Annotated in this window: 12 protein-coding genes and 1 CRISPR repeat array (1 of these 13 cut by a window edge); of the genes, 11 read left to right on the top strand and 1 reads right to left on the bottom strand. The window is 55.4% G+C overall.

Translation table 11 applies throughout. From position 1 onward, the window contains the following. Window positions 1-403 precede the first annotated feature (403 nt). On the top strand, window positions 404-964 hold the full coding sequence (locus ACVWY8_RS12800) for a formylmethanofuran dehydrogenase subunit E family protein (protein WP_414406433.1): 561 nt from the start codon (window positions 404-406) through the stop codon (window positions 962-964). Between the two features lie 136 nt (window positions 965-1,100). Here the strand turns inward: ACVWY8_RS12800 and ACVWY8_RS12795 are convergent, their stop codons facing one another. Next, entirely contained in the window at window positions 1,101-1,850 is a 750-nt protein-coding gene (locus ACVWY8_RS12795) for a Uma2 family endonuclease (protein ID WP_457395362.1), read from the bottom strand. A gap of 166 nt (window positions 1,851-2,016) precedes the next feature. On the opposite strand from ACVWY8_RS12795, the gene csx2 reads away from it, so the two are divergent. The 10 genes from csx2 to cas2 all read left to right on the top strand — a co-directional run bounded on the left by csx2 (window position 2,017) and on the right by cas2 (window position 12,946). Then, window positions 2,017-3,288 carry a TIGR02221 family CRISPR-associated protein gene (csx2, locus tag ACVWY8_RS12790; protein WP_457395365.1) on the top strand — a complete coding sequence of 424 codons (1,272 nt, stop codon included), beginning with the start codon at window positions 2,017-2,019 and terminating at the stop codon, window positions 3,286-3,288. 202 nt (window positions 3,289-3,490) lie between these two features. Continuing rightward, the gene (gene cas10 / locus ACVWY8_RS12785) at window positions 3,491-6,478 is read left to right on the top strand and encodes a type III-B CRISPR-associated protein Cas10/Cmr2 (RefSeq protein WP_457395368.1); all 2,988 of its coding nucleotides are present in this window, start codon (window positions 3,491-3,493) and stop codon (window positions 6,476-6,478) included. Further along, window positions 6,475-7,614: a type III-B CRISPR module-associated protein Cmr3 gene (locus tag ACVWY8_RS12780; RefSeq protein WP_457395371.1), complete on the top strand. Its 1,140-nt coding sequence runs from the start codon at window positions 6,475-6,477 to the stop codon at window positions 7,612-7,614. The genes cas10 and ACVWY8_RS12780 overlap by 4 nt, the downstream gene beginning before the upstream one ends. A 53-nt stretch (window positions 7,615-7,667) precedes the next feature. After that, window positions 7,668-8,438 carry a type III-B CRISPR module RAMP protein Cmr4 gene (gene cmr4 / locus ACVWY8_RS12775; protein WP_457395374.1) on the top strand — a complete coding sequence of 257 codons (771 nt, stop codon included), beginning with the start codon at window positions 7,668-7,670 and terminating at the stop codon, window positions 8,436-8,438. A 24-nt stretch (window positions 8,439-8,462) separates the two neighbouring features. After that, window positions 8,463-8,861: a hypothetical protein gene (locus ACVWY8_RS12770; protein WP_457395377.1), complete on the top strand. Its 399-nt coding sequence runs from the start codon at window positions 8,463-8,465 to the stop codon at window positions 8,859-8,861. Further along, window positions 8,861-9,502: a Uma2 family endonuclease gene (locus ACVWY8_RS12765; RefSeq protein WP_457395380.1), complete on the top strand. Its 642-nt coding sequence runs from the start codon at window positions 8,861-8,863 to the stop codon at window positions 9,500-9,502. The genes ACVWY8_RS12770 and ACVWY8_RS12765 overlap by 1 nt, the downstream gene beginning before the upstream one ends. A gap of 30 nt (window positions 9,503-9,532) precedes the next feature. Next, window positions 9,533-11,350: an RAMP superfamily CRISPR-associated protein gene (locus tag ACVWY8_RS12760; RefSeq protein WP_457395382.1), complete on the top strand. Its 1,818-nt coding sequence runs from the start codon at window positions 9,533-9,535 to the stop codon at window positions 11,348-11,350. A gap of 29 nt (window positions 11,351-11,379) precedes the next feature. Further along, complete coding sequence (csx18, locus tag ACVWY8_RS12755) at window positions 11,380-11,679, top strand: CRISPR-associated protein Csx18 (protein WP_457395385.1); 300 nt, start codon at window positions 11,380-11,382, stop codon at window positions 11,677-11,679. After that, entirely contained in the window at window positions 11,679-12,668 is a 990-nt protein-coding gene (gene cas1 / locus ACVWY8_RS12750; RefSeq protein WP_457395388.1) for a CRISPR-associated endonuclease Cas1, read from the top strand. The genes csx18 and cas1 overlap by 1 nt, the downstream gene beginning before the upstream one ends. After that, entirely contained in the window at window positions 12,668-12,946 is a 279-nt protein-coding gene (gene cas2 / locus ACVWY8_RS12745; RefSeq protein WP_414329659.1) for a CRISPR-associated endonuclease Cas2, read from the top strand. Before cas1 ends, cas2 begins: the two co-directional genes overlap by 1 nt. Before the next feature lie 251 nt (window positions 12,947-13,197). Then, window positions 13,198-13,225: direct repeats of the CRISPR family, unit length 36 nt (it continues 1,203 nt past the right edge of the window).

Raw genomic sequence — 13,225 nt, 5'->3', positions numbered from 1 at the left:
TTCTCGTTTTGACAAATTGGCCAGGAACTTCTTGAGTTTTCTCTATCTCGTCAGTGCTCTCTTTTGGCTCAAATGAAAGATCAACACAACCTAGTGAACACAGCTCGCTTCTGTCAAGCAGCGCGCGGCGCCCCAGGGCGATCAGTGGAAAGGGCAGTCAGGGGTGCTAAGGCCTGCTGCCAGCAGCAAGGCACTTTCGACCACAGCAGCCACGTGAAAGTGCTCAACGCCCAGGGGCTTACCTCTGACAATACCATTGGTCTTAGCCCTCTTCAGCCAGGAGGTGATTTTCGGAAGAGTTCCCAGAAGAGGGCTGGATCCCCTACCCCCGCATAGGCAACCTCGAAGGGTAGAGCTTAGGATGGCTTGACCCATCTCCTCTTTATCAGCTCTCTCGCTGCCTATGAACCTGTCATCCATTGCCAAGCCACAGCAGCTTTCTCTTTTGCTGATCGCACTTCAGCTAACTCTGGGAGCGCCGGCGACAGCTCATCCGGTCACCAGTTCTGCAACGGACTCGACGGCGGCGGCCATTCAGCGAGTAACGGAAATTCATGGCGGAGCTGGGCCTTGGGCCGTGGTCGGCTATCGCATGGGGATGCGCGCTCTGAAAGAGCTGGGCTTGATGAGTCCAACTCCCCACACTTCTAGGAACCGTTTTCTGGTGGAGGTCATTCACGAGTCGCCGGCAGAGATCCCGTTCGTGTGCATTGTGGATGGCTTGCATGCTGCAACAGGGGCCAGTTTGGGCAAGTTGAACTTGAAGCTGGTGGAGGTCGAATCTCTTGAAAAAATGCGCAGCGTGGTCATCCACCGAGAGACCGGCAAGCGGGTGGAGTTTCAAGTTTTGCCCGAGTTTATTGACAAATACCGGAACTTGCCCCCGGAACAACTGGCGGCTGCAGGGCAGGAAGTCCTTCAACTAGCCGATGAGAAGCTCTTTCGCCTCGCCATTAGCCCCTAGCAGGGAATATCGCTTCGGGATCCCTTCGGCATTCCTGAGCCAATCAGCTCCAGACCCGAGCGGGTGGCCACCTCTGCCGGATGCTCTCTTTCTTTCTGGAACTAACTCTGATTATCGTGGGCTCGCTAGGTACCCCCTAAGGGATCCGGGCTTGAGCGAATACATCTTGAGGGATCACCTTTAGACCCGGCAGGAAATCATCTTGAATGGCTTGGGATCCCGTAAAGGTGCGCGGCGGGGCATCGGGATAGAAGACGGTGATGCTCTTGGCTTGGGGATCCACAACCCAAACCCTGGGGATCCCAGCTTCTAGATAATCGCTTGCCTTCTGAGCTATGGCTCCAAAACTCTGGCCAGGAGAAAGGATCTCGATCACCAACTCGGGAATGGCAAAACAAGGTTCATCGGTCATGGCCTCAACCGGCAACCGCTCGTTAGAGATGTAAGTAACATCAGGAACTGGGATCCAGGGCTCTGCCTTTCGTGTTAAAACAACTGCCCACTCAGTATGTGCTGACCCAGGCTTAGGACACTCAGGGCTAGAGCACCAGTCCTCCAAAATTTGCCACAACACCGGTTGGAGACGAGCATGGAAGCGCTTTGGCGACATGGGTTCGTTTTTGGAGACGGCCCGCCCATCGACTAGCTCATAGACAATATCCCCCTCCGGCAAGGCCAGAAACTGTTCGGGAGTTAGCTTTTGACCTGAAATGGACAACTCTGGAGTCGATAGCATCACAGGATCCCCGTTGTTTAGGATGGCCGAATCTCTGTCTAGGCTAGCTCTGACATCCCCCACCTTCACCGTTTTGAAACAGTTGTCGAGCAGGGATCCAAATCCAACGGCAAGATGGCTCCACTCAATTTTGGGGGTAGAGATCCCCATCTTTCTGGCACCGGCTGAGCAGAGGATGCCACTTTTCGTGAGAGGATAGGGCAACATTCAACCCAGAACCCTCTCCAGGCAACTTGAGAAGGGGGGGCTTCCAAGCTGCAGTAGCTTGAAGATGCCCGTGCTTCAATGCTTGAAAGCCGTCATCGAGAGGATCCCTATGGCTAATACCCTTTTGACCACTCTAGGCACCAGCCCCTACAGCGAGACGGTGTATGTTTTTGGGGAGCGGAAAGCCGATAGAACCCGTTATGTTGCCAAAGCCCTCTGTCAGCTCTTTGACATCGAGAGGGTGATTGTGCTGCTAACCCAAGAAGCACATGACACCCATTGGAAGCATCTACAGGACTGCCTACCCCCCCACGTGGAGAAAATTGCCAAGGCCATTCCTGAAGGGAAAACCGAGGCAGAGACCTGGGAGATCTTCGATGTGCTGGTCGATAGCATCGAGCCCCATACGCGGCTGGTTTTCGATATCACCCACGCCTTTCGCTCCATCCCCGTACTGGTGCTCTTGGGAGCCGCCCTTTTGCGCAAGGCCAAGAATGTAAATATTCAGGGGCTGTACTACGGTCTCTATCTCAAAGACCAGCAGGAAACACCCATCATCGATCTCACCCCCGCCCTTCGTCTTTTGGACTGGCTGACGGCTACCGACAAATTCATCAGCACCGGCTCGGCCTTGGAGTTGGGCCAACTTTTGGATACAGTTCAACGGGACTTTTACCGCCAACCAAAGCTCGGCAAAAGGGATCCCAAGCCCATCCGGCTGCAGAACTTTGGCCAAGCCATCCGCAATATCTCTCGTTCCCTGGAGCTGGTAAGACCGGTCAGCCTTTTGGAGGATGACTTGCTTAGGTTGCAAAGGCACTCCACCCAGGAGTTGGCAGAAGAGGTGGGCCAATTTGCCAAGCCCTTTGGCTTGCTGTTGCAAAGCATTCAAGACAGCTACAGCCAACTGGCTTTGCCAGCAGACAGAGCTACGGATGCCAAGGCTCAAGTTCAAAAGCAATTTCAACTGCTGCGCTGGTATGTGGAGAAACGCTTCACCACGCAGGCAATTCTCTTAGCTCGGGAGTGGGTGATCTCGGCCCTCTGCTTGTGTGAGGGGCTGCCCAACTACCGCCAGCGGGAAGCGCGGCAGGAGATCGAACACCAACTGGGATCCCTCATTCCACGGGAAGACCAGCCCCAGGCGCCTCCTGACATTGCTGCCCATGTTCCCGATGTGCAGAAACTTGCCAACCTCTGGTCTCGCCTCAGCCAGTACCGCAACGATGTTGCCCATGTGCAGATGAATCTAGACCCTTTGAACAGCGAAGCTCTAGAAAGCTTTGTTTTGCAAGACCTGCTGCCTGGCCTGGAAGAGCTGTTTCCCAAATTGACCTGGGCAGAAGGGAAGTTGGAAGGGGATCTTTCCACTTCTCCGTAGGCTAAAGACATCGGTTCGACCTCAGGTTCTGGGTTTTTGGTCAAACAACGGCTATTGAGAAATACTGAAGAAAACTGAGGGCTGGCCGGGATCAGATCGATTTTGTTTTGTAGCTTCTGTAGCCACGACATCGGGTGGCTACCGGGGTTTTGTTCCTTGTTCGAGGAGTTCCTAACTGTTCTGTTTCTCCAGCGAAAACACCATGTCTTACTACTGGCAAGCTAAGCTCTGGGGTCTGTTACATGATCCCGCCCTCAAAGCCCTACACGACAGGACTGGCCGCTCCAAGGAAGGGCTGTGGACCAGACTGGCGGCGATGCAGGGATGGTCTTCTCCCAAAGCCGAGGGATCCTCTCCCATAGGCGATGCTGATCTCATCGCCTCGGCCAGCGACCGCGCGGCCATTGGCCATTTGCCTGTAGCCATCGACTACCAGGTTGAGGATCGCGGCCAGGGGTTAGGCTCTGGACTGGAGATGAGCCATCTGCTCTCGGGGCGCAAGCACTTTTGGCAATTGGCCAATGAGCAACACCAAGCCCTCAAGAATGCCCACTCCCGTGCAGACTACCTGATGGAACGGGAGGAGAACGCCATCCCTGATTGGGTTCGGCAGGAGACGGATCCCCAAAAAGTGTTTTGGTGGTTTTGGCGGTGCTTTCCCCAAGCTATTTGTCAGGAGTTTGGGGATGAGAGCTTGCTGCTGTTGCCGGCAGAAACCCGGCTGCCAGACGGATCCCTGTGGAGCCACGCCAGCGTCACCGCAGCCCTAGCGGGATGTTTGGCCGGCTACGACGAGCCCAAGTTCGCGCGTCCCTTCTTGGTGAGCTTTACCTTCAACCCCATCCAAGAGTTGATCAAAGCCAGCCGCAAGATGCGGGACTTTTGGGCCGGATCCTGGCTGCTGCACTACCTTTCTGCCCGCATGAGTTGGCGACTAGCTGAAAAATACGGTCCCGACTGCCTACTCTACCCCAGCCTCTATGGCCAGCCATTAATCGACTACTGGCTGCGGGAGAAGTACCCCGAATTTGAAGAATGGATCCCTCAGCCTTCGCCTAACGCCCTGCTCACCGCCGGCTTTCCCAATGTGCTCCTGCTGCTGCTGCCAGAAGAGCGGGTGGAGGCGGCCATGCAGTTTGCCCAGCAGACCCTCAAGGAAGAATGGAAGCAGTTGGCCCAGAGGGTGCTGGATCACCTGCAGGGGGATCGCCGCTGGCTGAGGCAGTTGCACCCAGAGGATCCCACCTGGCAGGGATGGCTGGAGCATCAGTGGCAGCACTACTGGGCAGCCGTGCCCTTGGGATCCCCGGCTCATGCCCTCAAGGATACCGGCATCCTCAAGCCCCCTCAGGTTTCCATTGATGCGGATCCCTGGGTCAGTGCCCAAAACCGCACCTATCACCTGGGGGCTAAGCAAAAGCTCTTTGCTGATGAGGAGCTGGAGTTTCTGCGGGCTAGCTTTTGGGATCCCCAAAGACAACAGCGCCGCCAATACAAGGCCGGACTCAACGTGGGATCTTGGTGGGCAGCCGCAGTGGAGCAAAGTCGGCGGCTACAAGCCGCTTGTAAGCAGGCCCGCGATTGGCAGCTCCCCGTTGCGTTTGGGCCGCGCAGCACCGTTTCGGGCTTGGGGCCGGTGGTGCATCCCTCGCCGCGGCAGGGGTGGATAACAGAAGGGGAGAGTCGGCGGCTTTGGCAACGGCAGGCCGGGCTCTTCGATGGCCGGGAACAGCTCAATGCCACCGAAACCCTCAAGCGGGGCTTGTACAAAGTGCTGCCGGAGCTCTTCCGCGAGCTGGATGAAGACCAGATTGCCGCTTCCTACCCGGATCTCACGGCTGGCGTAGCCGGCTACCTCAAAACCCAAGGGCGACGGGAACGAGAGCACTTCGAGCAGGCCTGTCAGGCAGTGGAGGCCCGCTACCCGGAGGTCAGAGGGGTGCTGCGGGAAATGCGGGGCAAATGGGGGATCCTGTGGGCCGACCAGCAGGAGCTGTGCTACCATCCCCGTCTGCTCAATGCCGGTTGGCTGGTGGAAGACCTGGAGCTGGACGAGGAAACGCAAAGAAGCTACCGGCAGGACATCGAGACGCTTCTAGGCCGCTACTACCCCAGCGTTAACCCCGCCAGTTGGTACGTGCTGGCTGCCGGGGATGGGGACGACATGGGCAAATGGCTCAGGGGCGAGAAGATGAAATCCTACTACGACTATCTGCCTCAACCCCTACAGCGGCTGGCCAACGGGCAAACGGAAGCCATTGGCGAGGTCTTTGGCAAGGACAAGGAGGAGCTGGAGCAAGTCAAAGACGCTTTTCAGAAGTTTGTCAAAAACAGCCGCAAGCGCATGGGGCCTGCCACCCACAGCGCCCTAAGCCGCGCCCTGCTGGATTTTTCCGGCCAGTTGGTGCCCTACCTAACAGAGCAACGCTATGCCGGCAAGCTCATCTACGCCGGTGGGGACGACGTTTTGGCCTACACCAACCTCTGGGAGTGGGATGGCTGGCTGTGGGATATTCGCCAGTGTTTCCGGGGGGGAGAGGATGACTGGCGGGAGTTTGAGAACCTGGGGGACTACTGGCAGTGGAAAAAAGGGCGGCCTCCCGAAGGTTTGAGCCGGCGCCCCCTCTTTACCCTGGGATCCGCAGCCACCATCAGCTTCGGCGTGGTGATTGCCCATCACTCGGTGCCTCTGGCCATTGCCCTGGAAAACCTTTGGCAGGCGGAAGAAGAAGCCAAGGGCCACCTCTATGCCCATGGCTGCCCCAAAGACAGCGTGCAGGTGCGGGTGCTGTTTGCCAATGGCAACCAACTGGTGAGCACCTGCAAATTCGACACGTTCGACAAGTGGAAAGACCTCCTTGATTTTGACTGGAAGCTCATGGGCCAGCAGCAGGATCAAAGCTCTTTGTTTGAACAAGCGGCCCAGCTTTGGGAGCAACACCCAGCTCCGAGCCTAGAGGCAGTGCGTGAGTGGGCCCGGTTGTTCTGCAGCCGCCGGGATCTCTTCAAACAGGAATCGGAGCAGAAAGAGCACTTCCAGAACAAGCTTGTGGAGTTTATCCAGCATTTTTGGCAGCACAGCCTACCCGCCCAGCCGCAGGCGTGGGATCTGGAGATCAAAAACTGGTTCAAGTTGGCAGCTTTTGTGCTGCGCAACCGCACCGTTGCTTTGGGGAGGAACGGCCGATGAGTTGGTTTACCCTATCACCCCTGGATGTGTGGATGTTTCGAGATGCCAAGCCCTTTGCCCCGGGAGAGCGGGCCTGGGCCAATAGCAGCTTTCCCCCCAGTGGCCACACCTTGGCCGGGGCTGTTCAAGCCTACCTGGGCCAGCCCTTGACGCTGCGGCTGCGGGGCCCCTTTCTCTGCCACGACGAAAGGCTCTATTTCCCTGCCCCTTTGCACCTGGAAGACGGATTCCCCCTTGTTCCCGTTCCTTGGTTGGACAAGACGGATCCCTACTTCCATTGCCACTGGGATCCCACCCGGCCAGCCCCCTTGGTTTCCTTGAGGCCGGTAGAGGAGGAACCCGAATGCAGCCAGAGCAGCAAGAAGAAAAAAACGGGAGGCTATCTGCCCTTCGAGGCGGTGCAAAAGGCGCTGGAAGGCAAAGGCTGGGATCTCAGCCAGGCCGTTAAGCCACCGCTGAAGTATGAAGTGCGGCCCCACAACACCCTGCAGGTGAGCAAGCGGCAAGTGCGAGAAGCCGATGGCTACTTTGTGGAGACCTGCATCCGTCTTCAGCCGGGCTGGAGTTTGGCCCTTTCCATCGAGTGCTGGGATCCCGATCGCGAAGCCTGGGATCCCCTACCCCTTAATCAGGAAGCAGTGCTGCGGCTGGGGGGAGAAGGCCACTGCGCTTTGCTGGCCCCCTGTCCGAAGCTGCAGGAGCAGTGGCAGCAGTTGCAGGCCCTTTCTCAGGCCGCCTTTTGCCAAGCCGGACGCGCTTTGGCCTACTTGGTGACCCCAGGTGTGTTCATCAAAAAGGTGGACGGGCGTTCCCTCTGCCGCGCCTGGCCGTGGGAATGGCGATTGGCCACTCCCCATCCTGCTCATTCCCTTACCGGCCCCCTGGTGAGCGTGGCCACCGGCAAGCCCGTTGCCATCAGTGGACGCCTGCGGGTGGATCGCCCCCCAGAGCAGCGGCAGATGAGCCTACCCGCTCCTCAAGTTTTTGCCGCGCCTCCTGGCAGTGTCTACTACCTGGAGCAACCGGCCCCCCTCAACCAAGAAGAGTCCGAGCTAGAAGATGGCCGGCTCAACGTGTTCCACCGCTGGCGGCTGTTGGGCTATAGCGAGCTCCTATGGCTGCCTTGGGCCAACTGAGTTTGAGTTTTGCTTTCAGTCCTTGAATACTTACTCGCAAAAGGAGCCCATCCATGACTTTTCAGATTGCCTACCTCCATTTATTGACTCCCCTGCACACCGGCGGCACTGCCCAAGAAGGGAACCTCTTGGGGATTGCCCGCGAATCCCACACCCATTTGCCCTACATCCCTTCCAGCACCATCCGGGGCAGGTTGCGGGCCAGTGTGACTGATAAGCACAAAAAATTTGAGCTCTTTGGCAACGAAATTGGGGAAGGGGATCAGCTGACCCAGGGATCCATTTGGATTGGAGATGGCTCCTTGCTTTGGATCCCCGTGCCCTCCCTCAGCCACGGGGTGGTGTGGATAAGCTGCCCGCTTCTGCTCAAGCGCTGGCTGCGGCTAACAGGCCAGAATCTGTCAGTGCCGGATCCCTATAGCACCAACTTGGGAACAAACCAGCCTATCTACCTCAAAGATGCCATTCTCAAAGAGGGTCTTCGACAATGGTCGGAATGGAAGAGCTACACCAAAGATCCTAATATCAGTCGCGTGATTGTTTTACCAGATCAGCACTGTGCCACCCTCATTCAAATGAGCCTGTGGCGGCAGGTGAAAGTCAAGCTTAGCGAGCACAAGGTTGTGGAAGGAGGCTTCCGCTATGAAGAGGCCATTCCTCCTGACAGCTTGATGTACTTTACCTGGGGGGTTACCGCCCAAGCAAATGGCAGTTCTGAAGAGGCAATGAAAGAGTTTCGAGATCTGCTGCAATCCAACCAGATTATGCAGATTGGCGGCCAGGAAAGCTTGGGCCGAGGCTTTGTGGAGCTGTCTTTGAACTAGATCTCAACCTAGGAGGGAGGTTTTATGAATAGCTTTGACCCGCGTACATTGGCCAAGCCCGTTTACGAATCCCTGTGCCAGCTCAGAGCGCAAACCAGGGATCCAGAAAGGCTAAAAGAGCAAAAAAACCAGGCTGTGGAGCTCTACACCTATCTTTCTACTTGGGGCCTGCTGCGCCTCAAGGCCGAAGAAGATGCCCTTAGCCAAAAGGGCAAAAAAGAGGTGGTCAAGGAGTTTTTCGATTGCCTAGAAAAGATCTCCGGTCAAAACGAAATTGCCAAATCCAACGGCCTGGATCGTCTCATGGGGTTGGGAGTTGAAGAGTACCTGGGCTTAACAGGACTGGGACTTGCCTTGGCACAAGAATTCAGCTTCTGGGCTACAGCCATTTACCATGACGATGACGTTAGCGGAGGGGACTAATGAGCGTAGCCATTCCAATCCAGTCTATTTCCCTGTGTGAAGGAAGCCAAGTGGTTATCCATTCGCTGACTTGGCAAGACTTTGAGAGCATTTTGGAGGAGTTAGGGGAAGACCGCCACACTCGCATTGCCTATTACAACGGCACTTTAGAGATTATGTCTCCCTTATCCAAACATGGGCGCCCTCACCGCATTGCCGGCTACATTGTCTCAGCTATTCTGGATGCTCAAGGGAGAGACTGGGAAGATTTTGGCTCAACAACCCTTAAAAAGTCTGGCAGTGCTGGGGTGGAGCCTGACACCTGCTTTTATGTCCATCACCTAGAGCAGGTGCGAGGGTGTGAGGGAAGAATTGATGTTGATCTATTGCCTCCGCCTGATCTGGCCATTGAGTCCGACATTACTTCCCGAACCTTTATCGATGCCTATAAAGCTATTGGCGTGCCGGAAGTTTGGCTCTTGGGTGAGCGAAGTTTGCGGATATTTATTCTGCAGGGAGAAGACTACGTAGAATCGAGCTGCGGCCGACTTTTCCCAGACTTCGACATCTCCAGTCTTGTACCTCAACTTATTCGAAGCGCCTTAGAAATCGGCACCAGCGCTATGTTGCGCGAATTTCGGGAAACGCTTCGCAATTCCTAATACTGCTTTCCATCTTTAGGAGAAGATCAAATGCCTAGCAATCGTCCTGCTCCCTGGTTAGGACATCCCTCGGATCCCAACCCCAGCCCAGATCCCACAGCGAGCTTTATTGAATATCTGCGTTGGATGAGGGCTCCAGCAACTCCTTTCAAAGACGGAGCCAAAGTCGATCTGGTGCACCAGGCAGAAGCAAAGGCAAACTACGGAGCGCGTCTTCAAGTTCTGAATGCTCGCATCAAACGCATTGCCGGAGAAAAAAACACTTTTCAGGTCACCTGTCCCTGGCGAATTCGGGTGGGTGGAGCCAAAGGCCCGGAGAGCATGCTGCTGCCGGCTTTTGATCACTTAGGGATCCCTTACATTCCCAGCTCCACCTTGCGGGGGGTAGCCCGCACCCAGGCTATTCGAGAGTTGATGCAGAAGCGCAACCTGTCTTGGAAAGAGGCGGATAAAGCAGTGGCACCCTGGCTTGGGCATCTAGAAGCTGAGGATAAAGATAGTGCTGGCAAGGTGATCTTTTTGGATGCCTACCCTGTGCCGACCAAGACTCAAAAACAAGGGGATCCTGATAACTCCAGGTCGGGAGGCTTGGCTGTTGATATTGCCAATAACGTTTGGAGATGGAATGGCAACAGCTTGGAATATGAAGCAAAGCCCAATGTCTTTTTCTCTCTCAAACAGGCCACGTTTTTAATCGGGATCCGCAAAGGCCCAGGCTGCACCGACGAGATGTTAGCCCAAGTGAAAGAATGGCTTATCCGCGGGCTGGAGCAAGGGGTGGGATCCCAGGTGAATACCGGCTACGGTCGGCTGATCCCCTTAGGGAAATCACTGGACAAGAGCCAAGGAGAATTCTTGCGCCTGCCCTTTGAGCTAAAAGGCCAACTCATTCACGGGCGGCAGGTAGTCAACTGGAGGCCCGATAAGAATCGCTACGACAACCGATCCATCGCCGAAGTGCGGCCCGTAGCCTTTAAGAATATGCTGCGCTATTGGTTCCGCACCTTTGCCCTGGGAGTTTTGCCGGTCGATCAGGTGCAGGAGTGGGAAGGGCAACTTTTTGGCGCCATTACCCCTAAGCAAAAACACGGCTGGATCCATGTAGATCTCCTAAATGGCAAAGTCTCTCAGCCGGAGCCAGAGCCCAATCGGGAAGGAAGAAATAGACCCGCAGGCCGACAAGAAGGGATCCTCATCTTAAGTCTTTCTGGCGAGTGTCAAAACTATGCTTCCCAGGAAGATCAAGAGGCGGTGGAAAAGCTCTTTACTAACCTCACCTGGATGATGTTCCATCTGGGAGGTGTGGGTCAAGGAGCTAGAAGACCCTGCTACTCCCGCCAGAACCGGGAGCGGGCTCCCTGGTGGCGCGGCTCTACCCTAATTCCCAGGTCGGAGGATGCCTTTTGGAAGCTGGCGGAGTCGGTGGCCGGGTTTCAGAAGCTTTTCCAAAAGCGCCTGGGCAACTTCTTTGACGCTCTCAAGACTCTAACCAAGCAGGCCATTAACCCCGATAGCCCAAGAAGTGCTGGCCAGGTTCAGAGGGATAAATGGCCGCAAGCGGTGGATGCCCATTGCAGGATTGTAGTCTGCAGCGGCGAGGAAGACTCCAGCAAGCCCTATGCCCTGGCTACCTTACATCGTCTGGGCCGACAGGGTGAAGGCCAGTATGACAAATTCTTATGTGGAGGTGTTCAGGGAGATGTGGTGCCGTCCCCTGTCTGGATTGCGGACTTGGATGACTATCAGGTGGTTACCGTTTTTGGGGCAACTGCGAATCCTAGGAAAAGTTATCTTGAACATCTCAGGAAAAATGCTGATGATTTTGGAATAATCTGGCCCTTGAAGTAGAGATCTTGGAGAATCTCTGGAGGAATAAAATGTCCAAAAAGAGGATCAATGCCAAAGTTCTTAGAAACCTTGTTACAGCTGTGGTCAACGGCTCGATCACGCTGGCCATCCTGCTAATTGCTCCTTTGGGATTGGCAGCCGTGATTACCAATACCGTTCTTGTCGCGATTGCCAGCTTCTTTTCGGGCAGTCTGGCAGAGATCGTGATGGATTTCTTGTCAAGTCCTGAAATTGATGTTGAGATTTTACCGGAGCGTGGCCGCTCTAAACCCGGCAATGCCATAGATCAGAGGCGAGGCGCTGAAGATCTGCGTCGTCATGACGAATAATGCGAACTTTATATGTCTCTCAGCAGGGGTGTAGGCTAAGCCTTAAGCAAGAGTTCGTAATGGTCTATTTGGGCGAGTCGCTCTTGCAGGAGGTGCCTCTACCCTTGCTGGAGCAAATTTTAATCTTTGGCCGATCCCAGGTCACCACAGACGTAGTGAGAGCGTGCCTGAGGCGGAATATTCCTATTGCCTATCTCTCGCGGCTGGGCTACTGCTACGGTCGCCTTATTCCCATTGCAAGGGGCTACCGCCGCTTGGCCCACTTGCAGCAAGCACTGCCGGAGACATGGCGATTGCAAACGGCAGCCCAGATGGTGCGAGCCAAGCTGCTCAATAGCCGGGTGCTGCTGATGAGACAGCTCAGGCAACGCCCCACTGAGACAGGGGATCTGACCCTGCGCAGTCTGGAACATTTGGCTGCTCAAGCTCTTGAGGCCAAGTCTCTAGATCAATTGCGGGGCATTGAAGGAGCGGCTGCGGCTCTGTATTTCCCGGAATTGGGAAATTGCCTTCAGCAAAGGGGCTTCGTTTTGCTTAACCGCACTCGACAGCCGCCCACTAACCCGGTTAATGCCATGCTCAGCTTTGGCTACATGGTGCTCTGGAACCATCTATTAACCCTGATTGAGCTGCAAGATTTGGATCCCTATCAGGGTTGCTTGCACGCTAGCAGTGAACGCCATGCTGCTCTGGTTTCGGACTTACTGGAAGAATTTCGGGCGCCTATTGTAGATTCAATAGTCCTCTGGCTGATCAACAAGGGCATTATGAACATCGAAGAAGACTTTGAGCATCGCGATGGTGGCTGTTTTCTAAGTGATAGTGGCAGGAAAAAGTACCTTACAGCTTTCATCCAAAGAATGGAGGGATCCATCCAGACCCCTGACGGAGATCAACCCCGCTGGGATCTGCTAACGCAGCAAGTTAAAAAGTTTAAGCAATCCGTCTATAATCCTCAAGATTTGTACCAGCCCTACCGGATTCGCTGATGTTTCTTTATGTTGTTACCTACGATACTCCCTGCGACAAGCGACGCAAGAAAATTGCCGACCTGCTAGAAGGCTACGGCAAGCGCGTGCAATACAGCGTGTTTGAGTGCGTCCTCGACAAAGACAAGTTCGAGGAGCTCAAACTGCGGCTCCGCAAGAAGATCAAGCCCGAGGAAGACAGCGTCCGCTTCTATCCGCTCACTAGCTATGTCCTCGCCCAGGTGGAAATCTGGGGTGGGCCTGCCCTGACTGCACCCCCCAGCTCGGTCATTGTGTAGCTCAGGCAAGTCTCTTCCTACTTAAGCACTCGGTGTTTCCAAAAGCACACTCAAACGGTATCAACGCCTGCGCGAGCGATCCGCCAAAAGCCGCAAAGGCCGATTCTTTCGTCCGATCCCTCGACGCCTTGCGCCACAAGGCTTTCCGGCCCCAAAGCCCCCTCGCCAGCACCCTTTTTGCCGACTTTTTTCCGGATCCCTCGCAAATGGGTCTTGCATTCCTTGCCCTGCTTGGGTTTAATAGGGGTGGAGTTCCCCCTTCGGGGGGATCCCTAGAAA

The organism is Thermostichus sp. OS-CIW-32, assembly GCF_054060415.1.
This window is presented reverse-complemented; position numbering and strand designations above follow the sequence as displayed.